At 65.7% G+C, this 19,101-nt stretch carries 18 protein-coding genes; 14 read left to right on the top strand and 4 right to left on the bottom strand.

The window, feature by feature from the left end; genetic code table 11:
• Positions 1–283 precede the first annotated feature (283 nt).
• The 10 genes from SACMADRAFT_RS00510 (at position 284) to SACMADRAFT_RS00470 (ending at position 10,831) form a co-directional block, all read left to right on the top strand.
• Complete coding sequence (locus SACMADRAFT_RS00510) at positions 284–1,567, top strand: helix-turn-helix domain-containing protein (protein ID WP_009151813.1); 1,284 nt, start codon at positions 284–286, stop codon at positions 1,565–1,567.
• Positions 1,568–1,581: 14 nt separating this feature from the next.
• Positions 1,582–1,941, top strand: a complete 360-nt coding sequence (locus tag SACMADRAFT_RS00505) for a hypothetical protein (protein WP_009151812.1) — start codon at positions 1,582–1,584, stop codon at positions 1,939–1,941.
• Positions 1,934–2,146 (top strand): hypothetical protein, encoded by a 213-nt coding sequence (locus SACMADRAFT_RS00500; RefSeq protein ID WP_009151811.1) that lies wholly within the window; start codon positions 1,934–1,936, stop codon positions 2,144–2,146. The genes SACMADRAFT_RS00505 and SACMADRAFT_RS00500 overlap by 8 nt, the downstream gene beginning before the upstream one ends.
• Before the next feature lie 99 nt (positions 2,147–2,245).
• Entirely contained in the window at positions 2,246–3,700 is a 1,455-nt protein-coding gene (locus tag SACMADRAFT_RS00495; RefSeq protein WP_009151810.1) for a tyrosine-type recombinase/integrase, read from the top strand.
• Between the two features lie 119 nt (positions 3,701–3,819).
• Entirely contained in the window at positions 3,820–5,685 is a 1,866-nt protein-coding gene (locus SACMADRAFT_RS00490) for a hypothetical protein (RefSeq protein ID WP_009151809.1), read from the top strand.
• The gene (locus SACMADRAFT_RS00485) at positions 5,682–7,988 is read left to right on the top strand and encodes a hypothetical protein (protein ID WP_009151808.1); all 2,307 of its coding nucleotides are present in this window, start codon (positions 5,682–5,684) and stop codon (positions 7,986–7,988) included. The genes SACMADRAFT_RS00490 and SACMADRAFT_RS00485 overlap by 4 nt, the downstream gene beginning before the upstream one ends.
• A 160-nt stretch (positions 7,989–8,148) precedes the next feature.
• Entirely contained in the window at positions 8,149–8,616 is a 468-nt protein-coding gene (locus SACMADRAFT_RS28345) for a hypothetical protein (RefSeq protein ID WP_009151807.1), read from the top strand.
• A gap of 9 nt (positions 8,617–8,625) precedes the next feature.
• Entirely contained in the window at positions 8,626–9,141 is a 516-nt protein-coding gene (locus tag SACMADRAFT_RS28820; protein WP_009151806.1) for an NUDIX hydrolase, read from the top strand.
• A 169-nt stretch (positions 9,142–9,310) separates the two neighbouring features.
• Complete coding sequence (locus tag SACMADRAFT_RS00475; protein WP_157617171.1) at positions 9,311–9,973, top strand: hypothetical protein; 663 nt, start codon at positions 9,311–9,313, stop codon at positions 9,971–9,973.
• Positions 9,974–10,660: 687 nt separating this feature from the next.
• Complete coding sequence (locus SACMADRAFT_RS00470; protein WP_009151804.1) at positions 10,661–10,831, top strand: hypothetical protein; 171 nt, start codon at positions 10,661–10,663, stop codon at positions 10,829–10,831.
• Positions 10,832–10,866: 35 nt separating this feature from the next.
• On the opposite strand, the gene SACMADRAFT_RS00465 is transcribed toward SACMADRAFT_RS00470, so the two are convergent.
• On the bottom strand, positions 10,867–11,466 hold the full coding sequence (locus tag SACMADRAFT_RS00465; protein ID WP_009151803.1) for an Rv1733c family protein: 600 nt from the start codon (positions 11,464–11,466) through the stop codon (positions 10,867–10,869).
• Between the two features lie 106 nt (positions 11,467–11,572).
• On the bottom strand, positions 11,573–12,382 hold the full coding sequence (locus SACMADRAFT_RS00460; protein ID WP_009151802.1) for a universal stress protein: 810 nt from the start codon (positions 12,380–12,382) through the stop codon (positions 11,573–11,575).
• A gap of 90 nt (positions 12,383–12,472) precedes the next feature.
• Here SACMADRAFT_RS00460 and SACMADRAFT_RS00455 point away from each other — a divergent pair, with 90 nt between their 5' ends.
• Positions 12,473–13,930, top strand: coding sequence for a potassium/proton antiporter (locus SACMADRAFT_RS00455; protein ID WP_009151801.1), 1,458 nt, complete (start codon positions 12,473–12,475; stop codon positions 13,928–13,930).
• Positions 13,931–14,008: 78 nt separating this feature from the next.
• Here SACMADRAFT_RS00455 and SACMADRAFT_RS00450 read toward each other — a convergent pair whose 3' ends face one another.
• Positions 14,009–14,860 (bottom strand): universal stress protein, encoded by an 852-nt coding sequence (locus SACMADRAFT_RS00450; protein ID WP_009151800.1) that lies wholly within the window; start codon positions 14,858–14,860, stop codon positions 14,009–14,011.
• A gap of 342 nt (positions 14,861–15,202) precedes the next feature.
• Between SACMADRAFT_RS00450 and SACMADRAFT_RS31145 the strand changes: the two genes are divergently transcribed.
• From SACMADRAFT_RS31145 to SACMADRAFT_RS00435, 3 genes are all read left to right on the top strand, one after another.
• Positions 15,203–15,538 (top strand): NUDIX hydrolase, encoded by a 336-nt coding sequence (locus tag SACMADRAFT_RS31145; RefSeq protein ID WP_269726586.1) that lies wholly within the window; start codon positions 15,203–15,205, stop codon positions 15,536–15,538.
• A 229-nt stretch (positions 15,539–15,767) separates the two neighbouring features.
• Positions 15,768–16,991: a helix-turn-helix domain-containing protein gene (locus SACMADRAFT_RS00440; RefSeq protein ID WP_009151798.1), complete on the top strand. Its 1,224-nt coding sequence runs from the start codon at positions 15,768–15,770 to the stop codon at positions 16,989–16,991.
• On the top strand, positions 16,988–17,536 hold the full coding sequence (locus SACMADRAFT_RS00435; protein ID WP_009151797.1) for a flavoprotein: 549 nt from the start codon (positions 16,988–16,990) through the stop codon (positions 17,534–17,536). Before SACMADRAFT_RS00440 ends, SACMADRAFT_RS00435 begins: the two co-directional genes overlap by 4 nt.
• Positions 17,537–17,619: 83 nt before the next feature.
• Here SACMADRAFT_RS00435 and SACMADRAFT_RS00430 read toward each other — a convergent pair whose 3' ends face one another.
• A complete protein-coding gene (locus SACMADRAFT_RS00430; RefSeq protein WP_009151796.1) occupies positions 17,620–19,011 on the bottom strand; it encodes a helix-turn-helix transcriptional regulator in 1,392 nt (463 codons plus the stop codon).
• Positions 19,012–19,101 lie beyond the last annotated feature (90 nt).

Raw genomic sequence — 19,101 nt, 5'->3', positions numbered from 1 at the left:
CTCGGCGGCACGTCCCGGTGAAAGACGCTTCCGGATACTCGGGCTGCGCCGAAGCGGAAGCTCGCCCGGACCGCAGCGATATCAGTCAACCCCTGGTGATCAACGACAGCCAGAGCGCCGACGCGGCGTCGATGAGGCGGCAATGAGGCGTCACCACCTCTGACCTGCATAAACGTCTTTTCAGAGGCGGTAGTCCGAACGGGTACAGCTCGCCGAGCGGGTGATCAGCCTTGACCCGTAGCTGGCTATCGTGGCAGGTGACCGACGGGGTGAGGTGGTGTTCATGGGTGACCGACGAGATGCCTTCGCCGCGCGGCGTGAGCAGATGGGTTTCACCCAGGAGAGCTTCGGCGCGGCGGTGGGCGTGGAGTTCTCCACGGTCGGACGCTGGGAACGCGGCACCCTGACCCCGCAGCCGTACCGTCGACCGTGTTTGGCTAAGACCCTCGATGTGAGCCTCGACCAGTTGGATGCGTTGCTCACGCCGAACCGGCAAGCTTCTACCGTTGCCACTGAACCAGCCGACCCTGCGGAGGCCGACGACATGAACCGTCGCGACCTGCTGCGCTTGTTCAGCATGACCGGCGCGTTGCTCGCGCTTCCTGCTGGCGAGACAGTACTCGGCGACGTCGACCGGCTCGCCGCCACAGCTCACGCGGGCACGGTGGACACGGCGGGAGCAGCAGAGTTCGCCCAGCTCAACTCACACCTGTGGCGCGTGTACGCACTGTCACCGACCAAGGCCCAGGTGCTGCCGCTGGTCCGAGCCCAACTCGGTGTACTCAGCGACTCCTTGCGACGACCGCAGACACCGACCATCCGACAACGGCTCTGCGAGCTGACCGCCGACCTCTTCCAGTTGGCGGGGGAAATCTTCTTCGACGGCAACCGATACACCGACGCCGCTCACTGCTACACGCTTGCGGCAACAGCGAGCAAGGAGGCCGTCGCTTCCGACCTGTGGGCCTGCGCGTTGACCAGGCATGCTTTCGTCGCCGTGTACGAGCGCCGATTCGCGGATGCCGCGCCGATGCTCGACGTGGCCGCCACCCTCGCACGTCGAGGCGACCCCAGCCTGTCGACCCGACACTGGGTCGCCGTGGTGCAGGCCGAGACCTTCGCCGGCCTCGGCGACTTTGACTCCTGCCAACACGCCCTCGACACCGCTGCTGAGGTCCAGCACCTACGGGGCCAGGTGCACAACGGCGGCTGGCTCCGGTTCGATGGCTCCCGCTTGGCCGAAGAACGCGGTACCTGCTACGTCACGCTGGGCCGCCACGACCTAGCTGAAGCGGCTCTGGTCGACGCCCTGCAGGGCACCTTAACCGCCCGCCGGAAAGCAGGCGTCCTGACCGACCTGGCGATGATCGGCGTGCACCGCCGCGACCCGGACCAGGTCGTCACCTACGCCGACACCGTCCTGACTACCGCCCGCCAGACCCGCTCGGGGGTCATCGAACAGAAGCTGCGGGGCCTTCAACCGCACCTCGCTTCCTTGCTCAACGACCAACAAATCCAGCGACTCGATGCCGAGATCACCGAACTCGTCGGCAACCGCGCCGCGTGATGGAGGACGAACGAATGCACAACGACCGTGGCCGCGTGTTCCGCGAGGCGTGGATAGCCGGAGTCACCAAGCACTACCCCGGTGAGCCGAAGCCTGGCTACATCACCCCGTGGGACCAGACCCCGGACTGGGAACGCGACGCCGCGACCGCCGTGTACGACCAGGTCCTCGCCTTCATCAAGGCCACCGACGGCGCCGCCACCAAACTGACCCCAGACCAGAAAGGCCGCTTTGTGGCGTTGTGCTGGATCGGCCAGATCTTCAAGCACTTCCCCGACCCGAAGCCGTCGTACGTCGCGGACTGGAACGACTTGCCGGACTGGCAGAAGGCGACGGACATCGACATCTTCGAGCGCATCGAACACGATGCCTGACCAGGCGACCATCGACGCTGCGGCCGTCGATGCTCGCCTTGCCGAGACCGAGTATGGCGACGCTCAGGCGTGGCTACACGCACGTTCGACCGCTTTCGAGCCGCTCGCGGCCGAAGTCTGGGTCACCGACCCGGAGCACCGCCACGTGCTGCTCGTGCGGCACCGGGTGCGAGGCTGGGTACCGCCTGTTATGGCAAGTATTTGAGCCTGTCTCACCGTTCCGTGGCGTTCGTACCGCTCTGTCGCCTTTGATTCGTGCCCGCTAGGTTCTGGGAGCCGTATAGCTCTCACTGAGGGGCGAACGATGGATCACTTCTTCGTGTCGAGGGACAAGGTCCGTCGATATTTTGAGCCCGTGCCTGGTCTTGGCGTTGACGGTCTCACGGTCCTGCGGCGGAAGGGTTCGCCGCAGGATGGGACTCCGTTCTTCCTCGGACGGGATATGCGGCCGGTCGAGCCACTGTGTTCGTTCATGTTCGAAATGGCCAAGACTCACCAACCTAAGACGTTGTCCGATTACACCTACGACCTGCTCGACCTCGTCGACTTCCTGGCTCAGCTGGAACCGTCGACTGACGTCCTGTCGGCGACTGAGGAAGACCTGATCGCCTACCGCGCTGAGCGGACCGAGCTACAGGACAAGCCGAACGCGCCGGCGACCTGGAAGCGCCGACGAGCGCTGATCAACAACTTCTATGAATGGGCGGTCGAGGCCCAGTGGCTGGACCGCAAGCCTTATCGCCGGCTGCGCAACGGCCGGGACGTCCTGGCCTGGGGTGCGGTATCGGATCTGGACATTCGCCATCTGACCCACCGGCAGTGGCGATTCCTCAAGCAGGTCGGCTTGCGGGGAATGCTTCCAGCAGACCGGGTCGACCTGTCGTTCCGAGGTTCGGCTCCGCTGAGGAACGCGGCGGCAGCGGAGCTCGCGGTGACAACAGGGATGCGCTTGAGGGAATTCACCTCGCTACTGGACATCGAGGTCGGAATCCCGCGTCGTGACTGCCTGCCGGTCGACGTACGGCTGGAGATGATCGCGAAGTACAGCCTGCCCCGCGATGTGACGATCCAGCATTCCGTGATGAAAGAGCTCGACCTTTATCGGCGCACCGAGCGGGCCGCCACGATTCGCAGGGCGGCACCGGCGTTGACCAGGCGCGGAGCCGAGCTGTTCGTCGTCACCGATATCGACGAGCGGCAGATGAAGGTCAGCGGACGGCTGCATGGGAGACGCCGGACGTTCTCGATCGAGAAGATGACCGCGGAGCTGCGGAGAATCGCGGTGACCGAAGGGCCTTGCGGTCTGGAGCCGATGGCGTTGTTCGTCGGCCGTGGTGGCCGGATGCTCAGTAAGCAACGGTGGGAACAGATCTTCGATGATGCGCACGCCAGATCTCTTCGGATTGCAGCTGAAAACGGTGTCGATATGGTGATGCCACGCAGGTTCAGAATCCACGATCTACGGCACACGTTCTCGGTTTACATGTTGGAGCAGCTCACCCAGTTGGTGATTGCACAGGAGACGGACCGCAGACTCAACGGTGGCCACAATGCTTACCTGGCCGACCACATCTGCCGCAATCCGCAGTTGATCTTGCAGCGGCTACTCGGACATCTGAATCCTGGGTCGACGATGAAGTATTTGCGTTACGTCCGGAACACCAACGTTCTTGTGGCCCAAGCTATTGCCGAGTGGAATGAATCAGACAAGACCTACGCGGAGTACGCGGCTCTTGCCGCGGAACGCGCGGTCCTGTGATGGCCCGCAGAGGCGAACGTGCTTCGCGCCCACGTACGATGGTGGTGCCAGAAGTGAAACCCGCCAACTCCGATAGGATCGGGGACCGAGTTATAGTCCGGGAACGGCGAGGGCGAACGGTGCGGTTGAGTATCGCCCCCTCCCTGTTCCGATGTTCCGTCCTGGTCGCGGAGCTGGCGGACGAGGCTGTGGCGTACGCCCATCGGGTCTCGCTGCGCAAGCCCGATTGCTATTTCACGGCCGTGCGGGAGCTGGGAACGTTCCTCGATGAACACTTGCCGACCGTCGGGTGCGAGCCTGCAGAGGCGCGTTTGGCCGGGATGAAAATCGATCTGATCGAAGCCCTCTTCTGCTGGGAGGCAGATCTGCGGAGGCGGCACGGGCTGCGATCAGCGGAGCCCTACCGCAAGGCCGCGGCTGTGCTGGCGCTGATCGATATGGGTGCGGAGCGCGACCCGAATGTTCCGGAGACCCTTCGTCGTCGCGCGGCGGGGCCTCCGACATACAAGCGCCACCCCAACGCGGTCCTTGACGAATACTCCAACGGGGAACGGTTGGCACTGCAGGAGGCCGCAAGGGCCGACGTCCGGGCACTGGAGAAACGCCTCACTCGGGGGCAGCATCTGCTGAGATCCGGAGCTGACCCCCGCCGCGAAGGCTGGCATGACCTCGCCAACCTGGTCTGGGCCGCCAAGCATCGCCTTCTGACGACCACAGATCTCCTCGAGCACCTGCCCATGAATTCGTCATCGTGGTCGCAGCCGATCAAGGACGTTATCGAAGCGAACCCGCCTGGCAGGGAACGCGGAGTCTATGCCTGCTTGAAAGCGATCAACCGGTTGCTGTTCCCGTCCGAGCAGGACCTGCAGCCCTTCCGGGTACTCCTGCTGCTGGGCATGGCCGACTGCACCCCCGAGGAACTCCTCGACCTGCGTATGGCGAACCTGGAGTTCTCTGACGCGGGCGTGCGAGTGCGGCAGACCAAACTCCGCGCGAATCGCATCCGGGCTGATTTCCACCCGGACCTTCCTGGTAGCAAGGCCAGCACAGGCGATGTCGCGGATCTGGATGGGGACACCGGAAGCGAGGTGTATCTTGCCGTCGGCAGGTGGGATGTCGGTGGGCTCCTACGGCGGTTGATGGAGGTCACCTGGCAGGCACGCGAATCGTTCGACTCCGAGGACGTGCTGTTCCTCGCGGTCGAAGCGGGCCGTCCCAGGACCACTATGCGGGCCAGAGTCGCCACATGGACTGAGGACCACAACGGGTTCAGCGCGTGGATCAGCTCGCATCGCAACGACGACGGCACACCCGCTATGGCGATCTCTCAGCCGCACTACGCCCGAAGGCTCCGCAAGACCGTGAAAACCGCCCGTGTGGCCGCCCTCGGCGGAACCCTCACCGATGTGGCGGCGGACGACCATCACATCGAGGTCTTCCGTCACCATTACGCCCACGGAACGACGGCGCTAACACTCGCCGGACGATCCATCAACCGCGCACAAGAACGCGTCTTCCACACGATCACGACCAAGCCGATGCTCCTCGACACTCAAGCAGAGCATCGATTGGCCGAACCCGAGGTCGCCGAGGCCGCGGGGATGACTGTGGAACACGCTGCCGCGATGCGCGCCGGGGAGTACGACATGGGCCTGACTCACTGCCGTGATCCCTACGATTCGCCATTCACCCCTGGCGGGAAGCCCTGCCACGTCGCCCCGGCGATGTGCATGATCTGCCGCAACGCCGTCGTATTCATCTCGCAGCTGCCGAGGCTGCTGCTGCTGGCAGCCCACATCGAGCGGATGCGCGACGCCCTGGACCCGATCCGCTGGACGGCAATCTGGGGGACCCAGGCCACAGCCCTGGCCGAGGTGTTCGCGGAATGCTCAGCACAGCAGCTCCACGACGCCCACGAAGCGATAGGCGACCAGGGGCTGCGGCTGGACCTGCCGCTGGGTATGAGGACGGAGTATGACCGGTGAGCACGACGCCCCAGCCGACGGTAGTGACTTCCTCCCTTGTTTCCGCTGATGAGGCGGTCTTCGGATCCGGCCACCCGCTCGTGGAAGGTGTCCCTATTCCCGAGTTCGGCGAGAGCAGGTCCTGGAGTTTCGGGTGTATTCGCCGTCCGAGCAACGTCCGCCCGGCGGCGTGGAAGGTCAACTTCACGGTGATCGATTCCGTCTGGAACCTGCGGATCCGGGAAATCTGCTTCAGCATGCTCAACCCCACGCACAAAGTCATTCGGGATGCGGGGATCGCTCTTGTCGCCGAGCCGGCGGCGCACAGCACGGTCCGGCAATGCGCCTACACACTGGGCAAATTCGCTGCCTGGGCGTTGGCCAACGACATGCCCGCCGACATCGCGGCCTGGCGCGAAGAAGACTGGGCCGGATTCGTGGAACACATCACCGCCAGGGCGAACGCGCTCAAACCCGACGCGACGGCGCTGAGCTGGCTCTCGACGCTCGCGCCGGTACTCACTCACGGCGGCATGGCTCAAGGGCTGTGGAACACCGATACTTTCCGGGAGATCAGGCACCGCAGCGATACTCCGTCGACGGCATCCATACCGCCATCAACGTGGTGGCCGCTTCTGCGGGCCGCATGGGCCTACATCCACGAGTTCTCGCCGCACATCCTCGACCTACGCGATCAGCTGGCGCAGCAACCAGATCCTGGCGACAGCCCTGAACGTCGACCGGCCTTCCGCACTCCGGCGGGAAACGACGAGCTGGTGGACAACTGGCTCGCGAACCCCGACAACCTCGTTCCAGTCCACAAGTACGACCACCAGACGAAGTCGGCTGGGGAGCCGATCTGGCATCATCTCGCGCTGACGATCACAGGCGGCACCAACACGGGGCTCTTCCAGACAACAAGGAAGGGAGCGGCGCAGCGCCGGCGAGACGCCGTCCTTCGAGCCGTGGAACGGGGGCAGGTACAGGCCTACTCCTGGTCAGAGATGCGGGCCCGGACCGACGTGGTCAACCATCCCGCCATTTACCTCGGCCGAAGCACAGCTGCACTCGATCAGGTTCTCGACGACTGGCTTACCAATCCCGACAACCTGATCCCAATCCGCACCAAGCAGCCACGTGCGCCGCGCTCCGACCTCGAACCTGGAACGATCATTTGGACCGCACTGGAAGCACTGATCTACGGCACCGCGGGCACAGCACCCTTTACACAGCGCTCCGTGACTAGCGCCGCGCGCAGACAGAAGGTCGAGGACGCTGCCGCGGCCGGGCGGGTACAGAAGCTCGCCGGAACCATGACGACCCGCTCACTTCCGATGCCCTGCAAGGACTTCACCTCAGTCACCCGTCAGGACGGAACCACGCGGCCGTGGCGCGGCCAGATCAGCGTCGAGGAACTCGCGGACGAAATCCGCATGGTCAGGGCGGCGTGTTATGTGTTCATGGCAGGACTGACGATGATGCGGAACTCAGAGATCCAGGAAATCGAGCGCGGATCCCTCACTGCCTATTACGGAGCGCCCGCAGTCAAGTCCCGAAAGCTCAAGCACGACCCGGCACAACCGGAACTCAACTGGTGGATCAGCGCGCCGGTCGTCGAAACTCTGACAGTTCTTGACCGGTTGTCCTGGCATCACACTCACCTGTTCGTCGCTCTCGATCCGCCCCGGGTGACTCACAACGAGGACACGGTGCGCGGAATCGATGCCGCCGGCGAGATCGACTTCTTCGTCGCGGGAGTCAACGCTTCCCTCGAACGAACGGGTTTGGAAGAGATCCCGGCTGGCCGCATCCGTCCGCATATGTTCCGCAGAACCATGTCGATCATCTGCAGTCAAGAGCCCGACTCCGAGATCGCCCTCGGCCATCAGCTCAAGCACCTGGCCCGTCGTGCCTTGGCCAACCGAATCACCCAGGACTACTCCCGCATGGATACCCACTGGGCCAAGGAGTTCGACAACCAGCTCGAACTCGCCGCCGCGGGGCGACTCGTCGAACTCCTCAAATCCCGCCGGTCCGGCACCGACGTCGCAGTCGGTCCCGCAGCGGCCAAGCTCCACTCCGGCCTCGACAACGTGATTGCGACGATGAAAGAGCCCCAGCTCTGCGAGCTCAACTCGCTGACGAGCAAATCGAGGTCCTGCTGTTGCGGGATGAGTTTGCGGACCTGCATTTCGGCACGGTCAACCACTGTCTCTGGGACCCCGCTCAGGCGGAATGCCAGAACTCGCTACCCGAAGGGCAGCGAGGGACAACGCCCGTCCTGGGAGCCTGCCAGCCCGCACGGTGTCGAAACTCGGCAGTAGAGCAGGACAAGCACGGCCCAGTCTGGCTCGCCGAGGACGCCGATCTGACGCGCATGCTCCGCGACCCGCGGCTGGCCACACCCCGCCGCGCAGCCCTCGAGAACCGCCTGTCCGAAGTCCGGCTGATCACCGGTGCCTGGCTGACCAAGGAGCGCCCCTGATGGCCGTCTCGCCCCCGACCGAGACCAAGCTCCGAGCAGCGATACAACGATTGCTCGACGGAGTTCCGATCCACACAGACGGCGCACTGACCAAAGAAATTCTGGCCCGCGAAGCGGGCGTCAGCCATGCCACCGTTCACCGTGCTGGCGAGATTCTGGCCGAGTGGGACACCCGAGTTGCCCGGCCGGTCCTGCGCTCCACCGGTGAGGTTCGTCGGGACGAGAAGATCGAGGCACTCACAGCCGCGCTACGCGCCGAAAAGCGGGCCGTCACCGAACTGCAGGGGAAGCTCGATGCGCTCGCTAGCGTGACCGCCGACCTCTACCACGAGAATCTGACGCTGAGGAAGAGGCTTGACAAACAACCCCCAGTGACCTCAATGGATACCAGAGCAGCCAGATCCGAATCTTCACCTGTTCGTGGCATCGAGCGTGCACGAGGTCGTCGGCAAACCCGCCCGCTCTAGGCTGGATCGGTGAGCCCTCACGCCCCTGGTCCGGACACACTGCACGCGGCCATCGTCGACGCCGGTCTCGCGGAGTTCGAGTTCGACGACGCACGAATGTGGCTGAAAAACGCGCGCCACGGCCCCATGACTCCTTTTGCCGCCGACGTCTGGGCCTTTGACAGCACCTTCCAGCACATCCTTCTTGTCCGCCACCGGTGGCGGGGCTGGGTTGTCCCTGGAGGAATGGTCGAACGAGGAGAAACACCTCGACAGGCAGCGCGCCGTGAGCTGGAGGAGGAAACGGGGATGGCCGCCGACCTCCTCGAACTCCCTGCTGCGGTGACCGTCCGTTCCTACCGCTCGGATTGGACACCCACGCTCGGGCTGACCTATGCCGCCGTTGTCGACCCCTCGCTTCCCCTGAACGGCGAACGTCATCAACCCGCCGCATGGAACCCATTAGTGCAGGACTGGACAGGCGCCTTTCCTGAGGACATCACAAGAATCCGACGCTACGCCCAGGCAGGGGCATCAGCGCAGTAGTCGGGTACTCGTGGGATGCCGTCGGGCGATAGACCATCGGCTCGTCCTGGTGGTCGGCGGCCTTTCAATCTTGTCGAGCATCGAGATGAGGCGCCCCGCACGTGCTGGTCGCCGCGGGCGCTGCCCAACTCGGGTTGTCGGTGGCGGCGGTGCCGAGGTTGTCCGCGGCGTGGATGACGGTGAGATGCGACGATGGCGGTATGGAGGATGGCCGGAGCGAGAAGGGCACGCCGAGTTGGTAGGTGTCCGTGCTGAGGCGGCGGTGGTGGCCGGGGCCGCGGTGGTCGGGGCGCTGGCCGTGGCGGTGACGACGGTGGTCATTCTGTCGTCCGCGACAGCTGAATGCACCGACGCCATTGAGTCGGCGCTGTGGTCCTGCAGGTCTTCATCATCGGTTGCGTTGCTGCTGCCGATTGGGGGGTGGGTCGTCGCGCACCTTGTTGTGCTGGTGACGGTGCCGCGGCTCCGACGTGCCCGCGATACAGTCCTGCCGCACACAGCCGTGAGTTTGGTGTCGGTGGCGATCCTCGTGAGCAGCGGGCTCACTGTGGTCTGGGTGGTGTGGGCGTCGTGGGTGCTGTCCGCGGTTGTTGTTCTGACTGTCCCGATGGCGGGGGTCGTGGCCTTCGCGGTCGCACGGTACCGGTGGTCGGCGGCACTTGTCGCCGTTCTCGCCGCGGGGGTGGTTTCAGGCGGTGTGGTCGGGCTCTATGATGTCCTGCCGCTGGCGCCAGTTCTGGTGCCGTTGTTGTCGGCGGTGACGCTGACCGTCACGATGTCGGTCTACGCACGCTGGGCCGCGGGCCGATCTGTGTCTGTGGCACGGCGCTAGGCTGAGCTGCGAGGCTCCGCCGGATGTTTCTGGACCAGCCGTGAGGGTGCGCCTCGACTTTTCTGACGTTGCCCGTAGGGTGTGTCGGCCAAGGATGTTTCGTTGTTGAGGAGCCGGTCGGGTGCAGGCACGGGCGAGGATGGGCCGATTCGGGCTCGTGCTTGCTCTGCTGGTGATGCTGCTCGGGATGAGTGCGGCTCCAGCGCACAGCACCGACGGCGGGTTTGCCGGGCAGCACCCGGTGCCGGTGATTGGCGAATCCGCGTCGCCTGTGCCGTCGCCGGACAAAGGTCTTCATGACCGGCCGCGCCTGTCGGAGGCGGCGCGACATGTGCTGGCCACGGCGCTACCGGAGACCTGCTGGGCTGTGGGCCCGGGCGCGAACCGTGGATGCTCCCTGCAGCGATGCTCGGCCGGCGAGGTCGGCGCTGGAGGGATAGCGGCTGCGGCGTCGACACGGCAATCGTGTCGGGCGCCACCGTCCGCGTGAACGGAACGATCCAAGCCTGACGCTGTTCACGTCGCTGCTGCGCGCATGTGCGACGTGACTGTGCTGCCTGGCCCACTGAGAGCGGGCCGGTGATCCCGTAATTCTCTTAACCACTGTCTTGGGTGCGTCAGCCCGCCATGTGCTGGGCGGATGGCGGCGTTATCCGGCTCTACCCCTGGTTCCTGGAGGACCGAAACATGTCTGTTGTCGTGCTGGCACTGTTGATCATTTCGCTGGTGGCCGCGGCCGTGCTGATGGTGGCGATGCTCGTGAAGGACAAGCCGTTTTACGGCGGTATTGGTCTCTGTGTGTTGCTCGGGCCGGGTGCGGTGCTGACGTTCTGGTACACGACCTTGTCCTGGGGTTAGACGCGGCCCGCGCGCCGTCGTTGCGGTTGGGGTGGTCAGGGCGGGCCGTGGCCGGTGTTCAGGCGCGCCCACTCGTGGGCCCATCGGGCGTAGCGATGCTGGTCGAGTCCTGCCCGCAGGAGCCAGAAGGCGGCCGACAACGCGCCGACCGCAATCAGCCAGGTAGCGATGGCGGTGGCTGCGGCATGACCGGCGGCGTCCTGCGGCGTGGTGGGTGACGACGTCACCTCGCCAGCAGTGTCAATCCAGATCGGTACCTCGCTGCCCGCGGACATCCCGGAACTGGCCGGGACAGTCCCCGTGAACTCGATGCCCTCGGATGTGGTCCACCGGGCCTGCGCGCGCGTGCCGTTCTCACTGACTGGCCCGCGCCCAGCCCGGGGTCTCGATGGGGTGTCGGCGAGCAGGGTGGCCGTGGTTTCGTACCGGCTGCCCATCGCTTCCTCGGCGATCTGGCGGTTGTGTGCGTAGCTGCGCTGCCCGTGGGTGACGACAACGGGGATGGTCAGCAGCGACAGCAGCACAACGATCACGAGGGCAGCGGCCTCGATTCGGTCGGAGCCTCGCGCCACAGGGCTTCGCCCCGGGCGGAGACGCCGGGCGAGCCGCAACAGGTACATGGAGGTATCGGGCATGCCGGGCGACCTCCTCCGGTCCCGATCGCCGGTTGAAGCCACCTTTCAGGGTACGACTGACACGGGCATCGGACATGTTGATCACCGCTGCCCTGGGGAGATGCGTTCAGGTGACGGGAGCGACCAGGACGGGGGTGGGACTGCGCGTGAGCAGTTCAGTGGTGACGCTGCCCAGCAGGAGTCGGGTGAGCCCGGTACGGCCGTGTGTGGCGGTGAGCGCGAGTGCGGCCGGGCGGGACTGGAGCAGCTCAGCGATACTGGCGGCGGGGTTGTCGCCGGTGAGCAGGGTGGCACTGGCCTGAACACCGTCATCGGCCAGTGCGTCGGCAGCTCGGGACAGGCCCGCTCCGAGAGCTTCCAGGTTTGCCGAATTCTCTGTCGGGGACGCGACGTGCACGAGCTCGACCTCGGTTGCGAAGAGGCGGGCCCAGGTGGTGGCGACGGCGAGGGCTGTTTCGGCGCGGTCGGAGCCATCAAGACAGACCACGAGACGTTCATAGCGGCGGGGCAGTCGCGAAAGCTGGTAGCCGGGACCGACCACCAGGGTCGGCGCACGGCTGGTGCGCAGCAGATGCGCGGAGACGCTGCCGAGGACGAGACGATCAACCTCGTCGCGGTGTTGCGCCGACATGCAGAGCAGAGTTCCGGGGTTCTCGCCGGCCATCTCGGCGATCACCTCGCCCGGCCATCCGGCGCCGACGACAGCGACCTCGACCTGATCGTAGGGCAACTGTTCGGCGATGTCGTCGAGGTCACGGGCCCAGCGTCCGTTGACCGGGTCGTAGACGGTGACCAGCTCGATGGGGCAATCCAGCGTCTGGGCAACCCGCAGTGCGGGCAGGAGTGCACGCTGCGCCTCGTCGGAGCCGTCCAGCGGCACCAGCACACGGGAGACGACGTGCTTATCGTCCGCCATCACAGCCTCCGACCTGCACCATTTGCCCGATTCGACCTCGTGTGTTGGGTAGGGTAGTGATCGTATGTCGACGCCGGAAACCGTGGAGCTATGAGCATTCAACTACCTGCCGACTGGTGGATCCTGCTGGTTGCGGTGCTGTTGGTGGGTGGTGTTCTCGCGGCCGGGTTCGCCAACCGGCTGCGGTTGCCCGGTTTGTTGCTGTTCCTGGTGCTGGGCATGGTCATCGGTGACGATGGGCTCGCATTGGTCAGTCTGTCCGACCCGCGGGTCGCCCAGATCGGGGGCACCATAGCGCTGCTGTTGATCCTGTACGAGGGTGGGCTGACCACCAAACCCGGTGATCTGCGGCAGGCCGCTCTGCCCGGCTCATTGCTGGCCACCGTCGGAGTGCTCATCACAGCCGGCGTGGTGGGCGGCGGTGCGTATCTCCTGCTCGATGTGGAAATGTTGACCGCGTTCCTGATCGGCGCGGTGGTGGCCTCGACCGACGCCGCCGCGGTCTTCGCGATGCTGCGCCGGGCCCCGCTACCGCGCAAACTGGCCTCACTACTGGAGGTCGAGTCCGGCGCGAACGACCCGATCGCGATCATGCTCACGATCGGGTTGATCGAGACCTGGCGTGCCGATCCCGGAATTGGCGACTGGGTCACGTTCGCGCTGCTGCAACTGGGCGGCGGCCTCGGTGTCGGCGCACTGGCCGGTCTCGCCGGTACCTGGATGCTCATGCGTCCCAACCTCGGACCCGAAGGCGCCTATCCGGTCCTCGCGCTCGGCGTTGCCGGACTGTCCTACGGAGCCGCCGCCGCGGTGGGCGCCTCCGGCTTCCTCGCCGTCTACGTCACGGGACTGGTGGTCGGCGCCCGGGTCCCGCTGCACCGCCGCGGGATCCGCACCTTCCACCAGGGACTGTCCAGCACCGCCGAAGTCGGGCTGTTCCTCATGCTGGGCGTGCTGGTCTTTCCCTCACAACTGCCGTCGGTCGTGGTTCCCGGACTCGCCGTGGTGTTCGTGCTCGTGTTCGTGGCCCGCCCCATCGCGGTCCTGCTAACGCTGGGCTGGCTGCGGTACCGATGGCAGGAACTGCTGTTCACCAGCTGGGTCGGGCTCCGCGGCGCGGTGCCGATCGTGCTCGCCACCTTCCCCTTCGTCGCCGGCCACCCCGACGGCCCATTCATCTTCAACATGGTCTTCTTCGTGGTCCTGGTCTCCGCAGCCGTACAGGGCGCCAGCATCAGCACCGTCGCCGGCTGGCTCGGACTGCGCGGCGAGTCCCGTGCAACAACCTCAGTGGCCGAAGACGTCCCCATCGGCGACATCAACACCGAACTCATCGAAGTCCGCGTCACCCCCGACCTCCACATCGCCGGTAAACAACTCAAAGACATCACCCCACCACACGGACTCATCACCGCCATCATGCGCGGCAAACGAACACTGATCCCCACCCCACGCACCCGGCTCCGAGACGGCGACCTCGTCATCGTCGCGATCCCCCGCCAACCCGACGCCTCCAAACTCGTCACCACCTGGGCCCGCGGAGAATAACCGGCGATCAGGCAACGCCGACACAGGCGGCGATAGCCAGGATGATCGCAATATCGCGGGAACACGTACAGCTCCAGGTCAGTCCTTCCTGGCCGGCACGACGAGCACATCCGATGCCGCGTCCCGCAACACGTGCTGGGCAACGCTGCCGAGCAGGACGTAGCCCAGCGACGAGCGGCCGCCGGTACCGACGGCGACCAGATCGGCGGCGTGGTGGCGGCTCAGCTCTGGCAAACGCGTCTGCGGACGCCCGGACGCGATCACCACCCGCGACGCAGCAGGCGTCAGCTCGGCGGCCACGCGCACGATATCGACGCGAACCTGCTCGGTGCTCACCTCGCGCAACTCGGCCAAGTGTTGCTCGCTGGCGCCGTGCATGCGCATCAACGTCTCGCCGACAACTACGGCAACGTGCACGACGATGTGGTTCGCGTACGGCGTGAGCGCGCACGCCGTGTGCGCCGCCGTTGCCGAGACAGCTGTGCTATCGACGGCGAGCACGACCGTGCGGTACTCCCCATCGGGTGAACTCTTGACCACCAAAACCGGAACCGGGCTCGCCCGCACCAGGTTGCCGGGAGTGCTACCCAGGACCGGGCTGGTCGGCCGATGGCCGCCATGCGCGCCGACAACCAGCAGGTCCGCGTCGCGATCAGTGACCTCAGCGAGGATCTCGTCAGCCACGTGACCGTGGCGGACGACGGCCTCCGTGACCGTGGAGGTGATGAACCGGTCGAGGTGTGAGCGCAGGCGGGCGTGGGCGAACTCGCTCAGCTCCTCGTTCAACCCGGCCGGCTGCACATTGACGGCGCTCAGCCGGGCGTCGCGTTCGGCGGCCAGCTGCGCCGCCCTCCGCACAGCCAAGCCCGCCTGCTCAGACAAATCGGTGGCGACCAACACCCGGCGGACTGGTGCGGCGGCCATCGACATCACACTCCCTCCTCCCTGCGAATAATGCCCCTCCGACCGTCCGGCGCCCACGACCGAAGTCGAACCGGGCCAATGCATCGGCAAGCCGATGGCGGCAGGCGAAGGATGTTTCCTCGGGCATTCATAGTAAAGCGACGTCTGGATGGGCCGCCTGTGCGAGCGGCGCCCCCTCATGACCAACGGCGCCAGCGAGATCCACGCGCTGAACGAAGCAGCGTCAGCCCGCACATCGAATTGCCCAAGACCAAACGCGTCCTGCACGGACCGAAGAGATGATGTCGACGCCGCAGCTAGCCCTCGACGTACCCGCCAGTTGAGACAGCAAAAGAGTGAGACCGCCAACTGTTCCTAACACCTGGCGGAACCGTCGAGCCGGGCGAGACGCCTCGAGCCGCAGCAGCCCGTGAACTTTTCGAGGAGACCGGCCTGCTGGGCGCGCTGCTGTCAGTGCCGGCGGCCGTCGCTGTCCGCTCTTTCCGCGCAGACTGGGCTCCAACGCTGAGCCTGTCCTACGGAGCCGTCATCAGCCGCGATGCGCCACTCGGTGGGGAGAAGGGACAGCCGCCGAAGTGGGTCGACCTGAACGAATCGTGGGAGAGCGTGTTCCCCGAGGATCGCGACCGAATCCGCGCGTATGTGCGCAGGCTCGCGGCAGAGCACGCGGTCGAGGCGCGCTGATCCTGCCGGCGGGGCTTTAGTTGGTTGGCGGCCCCGGCGGACAAGCACAGACCGTCCCAATCACCATCCCGCCCTGGCGCTTTCATGGCGGTCTGGGTCGCACGTCTTCATGGCGGTCTGGGCCGCACGTCCGGACGTGCGCGTCCGCCGTTTCGTCGTTGACATGGCCGCTGACCAGGTCCGATCAACGCCGGGTAGCGTGGGTGAGCTAGCGAATCTGGGAGTGATCATGGCTATACGACGAGATGCCCTCGCAGCACGGCGTGAGGCTCTCGGCTTCACCCAGGAAACCCTCGCCCAAGAGCTTGGGGTGGAGCTCTCGACGACCGGGCGGTGGGAGCGCGGAACGCTGACGCCCCAGCCCTGGAGGCGTCCGGATCTAGCCAAATTGCTCAAGGTGTCCCTGGATGAACTGGACATCCTGCTCAATCCGCCGCAGACAACGACGACAGGCCGCTCCTCGGCGACACGACGCGAGGTCATGGTGGACGCGGCCCTTCTCACCGGCGTGATCGCCGCCGACCACATGCTGGGCACCCACAGCGAGGAGCCCCTGCGCCAGCAGGCAACCCTCGTGAGCGCGTCAGCGGGGGTTACAGATCTCCATCGGAAGTATCAGGCCGCCCGCTATGGCGACGTTGCCCGGCGATTGCCTGAAGTCAATGCGGCAGTTGACGCCCTGGTAGCCGGCGGGCCAGCGCGACAACGACGAGAAGCGCTCGGCCTGCAGTGCAGTGTGGCAATCGTGGCGGCCAAGCTGGCGACCAAGGCTGGCGACGGTGAGGCGGGTTGGGCCGCGGCTGAGCGGGCTCGGGAGGCGGCTGAGTCGGCCGAGGACACCTTTGGTCTCGCCGCGGCGGCATATCAGCGGGCGTGCGCTCTGCTGCGCGCGGGCGATAGCGAGAACGCCGAGCAGATAGCGGTCTCCGCCGCCGCCGGTCTTCGAGGCCAGGATCCGCAGAGTGCAACCTGGCGAGGCGCGTTGACCCTGATCAGCTCGGTCATTGCCGCACGTCGCAACGACTTTGCCGCAGCGCGCGAGCGGCTCGATCACGCCGACGAACTGGCACGGTGGCTCGGAGCCGACGACAACATCGGGTGGACCGCGTTCGGCCCAACGAACGTGCTGATCCATCGCACGTCAGTGGCAGTCGCCTTGAATGATCCCCGAGGTACACTCGCGACGGCAGAGCAGTTGGACATCACCGCGTTGCCGGTCGGCCTGAATGGACGCCAGGCTCAGTTCCACCTGGACAGCGCGTGGGCGCACGCGCAGCTAGTCGAAGACCCGCAGGCGGTGATCCATCTGCTGGAAACTGAGCGGGTTGCACCCGAGTTGGTCCGGGCCAACCCGAACGCTCGCTCATTGATCGAGGACTTGCTCGCCCGCGAGCGCCGCCGTGACGTGCCGGCCTTGCGCGGTCTCGCCTTGCGCACCGGAGTGGCCGCGTGAACGTCGATCCGCGGTGGATTTACCTGGTGACCTCAGCTGCCCCGCCGGTGTTGCGGCTCGAGGACTTCATTCCAGCCCTGTACGCCGACGGCTGGGCGGTGTGCGTGATCGCGACACCGACTGCTGCGACGTGGATCGACCTAGACGCCTTGGCCGCAACCACTGGGTGCCTTACACGGGTGCACCCGCGACCGCCCCGGCAGCAGGAGGAATCGCTCCCGCGAGCCGAAGCGGTCCTGGTGGCCCCGGTGACGTTCAACTCGATCAACAAGTGGGCATCGGGCACCAGCGACACGCTCGCGCTGGGCGTGCTCAACGAGATGCTCGGTGCCGGAGTCCCGATCATCGCGGCCCCGTGTGTCAAACCGGTACTTCGTCAGCATCCTGCTTACGCCGACAGCATCGCCCGGCTTGCAAATGCCGGCGTGGTGTTACTCGATCCAGACGCCATAACCAGGCGCGCTGAGGATGGTCTGGCGACATTCGACTGGTCGCAAATTATCGCAGCTCTGCGCGACACAACCGGTTCTGTTGTGGACAGGTAGCGAGGCGCTTGTGCTGCGACGGTTAGGCTTTCCGTTGTCGTCGCGCACACTGCGCCGACCGTCCAATGTAGATCAACGGTGCCTCAATCACCCAGTAGCTGTTCTCGATCACGCCAGCCCAAGCGGAGCAAGGTGAGTGCACTGGCTGACAACCGGGGGCCAAGCCGGTCGATGGCCTCCGCTGTGAACGGCATGTCGGTTCGCCCGCCGCGGCCGATCACCCGTCCCTCGTCGTTGGTGTCCACGAGGTCGGCGAACAGTCGGTCGAATACCACGTCGTCGACCACAGCCACGGTCATCTGGACGGCCCCGAGCTCCAAGGGCTCCATCGCCAGGCCGTAGTGCCAGAGTCGAAGCCCACCCTCGGCGCGTGCTCGATCGAATGATCGGAAGGGCTCCTCGTGTGCGTAGTCGATCGGTCGGGAGGTAGAGCCGTCGTGCTCGGGGTTTCCGAGGAACTCCTCGGAGAACTCGCGCATGATGTTGCGCCACAACGAGAAGTCGTTGCGCACGTCGGCCAGATCGACCGAGGACGGCTGGAATTCACCGGCTGGCATCACGTGGCACAGGCCGCCGCCGTCCGCGACCTTTCCGCCGTCGCGCTCGTGCAGCACGAACCGGTGCTGACCGTCCGACCTGTCACGCCGGATGGTCAGCGTGCTGATCCCCGGCGACATCAGCAGCTGCTGAGGGTCGAAAGGATCACCGATCGCCGCGCGCAGGGGAAGAGCGTTCCAGCCGGGCACTGAGCGGTTCGAGGCCAGCCACGCAGCCTTGAACTCGTGCGCGAGGGCTTGCTTGACGTCGAACACCTCGAAGAAGGTGGTGGTCCCGAAGCTCATCGCCAGTCCGTGATCGGACTGCAGGCCAAGTAGCCGGTAGCTCAGCCGGTTCTCCAGCAGCCGTGGTCGGACGAGGTCCCGCACCGCTCGGCTGTAGCCCGCGTACAGCTCGCCCCGCTCAGTCAGCGGCAGGACGTGCTCCAAGGATCGCAATGGGCGAGTCGGCCGCTGCTGGTCTGACCACGCCAGCCGCACCGATTCCAAGGGAACTGGCTGCTCGAGCAGCCAGCCGGGTCCGGCGAGTACGTGGCCGCCGGGTGCCCGTTGTGATTCCGGATAGAGCCAGGCGGCCAGCTCGGTCAGCTCGCGACCTCGCACCCCTGGCGCGTTCCGCACGTGGAGCCACTCCTGCTGGCTGCGCCGTACGTCAGCTGAAGCGGTCTTGTTCGACGTCGGGGTGGTTGATCTGGAGTCGGTCTGGTGTTTCGTCCGGTGCAGGATGTCGTCGAGTTCAGCGAGGGAGATCCGCAGGCTTGTCGCGAGGTCCGGTCGTTGCCATGGCTGGGGTGCTTGGGTACCCCGTTCCCATCGGCCGATGGTGCCGCGGTCGATACTCAGCTGCTCGGCGAGGCTCTCCTGCGTGAAGCCAGCGGCCAGGCGGTACGCGGCCAGCGGACTCACCGAGTCGACCATCAGCAGACCACCTCGTCAGTCACCGTCGCATCGTAGCGAAATCTCACATATGCGCAGGTCACAGGGCCTGCGCGGCGTCCCTCGATCGGA

The organism is Saccharomonospora marina XMU15, from assembly GCF_000244955.1.
GTDB lineage: Bacteria > Actinomycetota > Actinomycetes > Mycobacteriales > Pseudonocardiaceae > Saccharomonospora_A > Saccharomonospora_A marina.
Note: the sequence above shows the minus strand (reverse complement) of the source record. Positions and strands in the feature narration are given on the sequence as shown.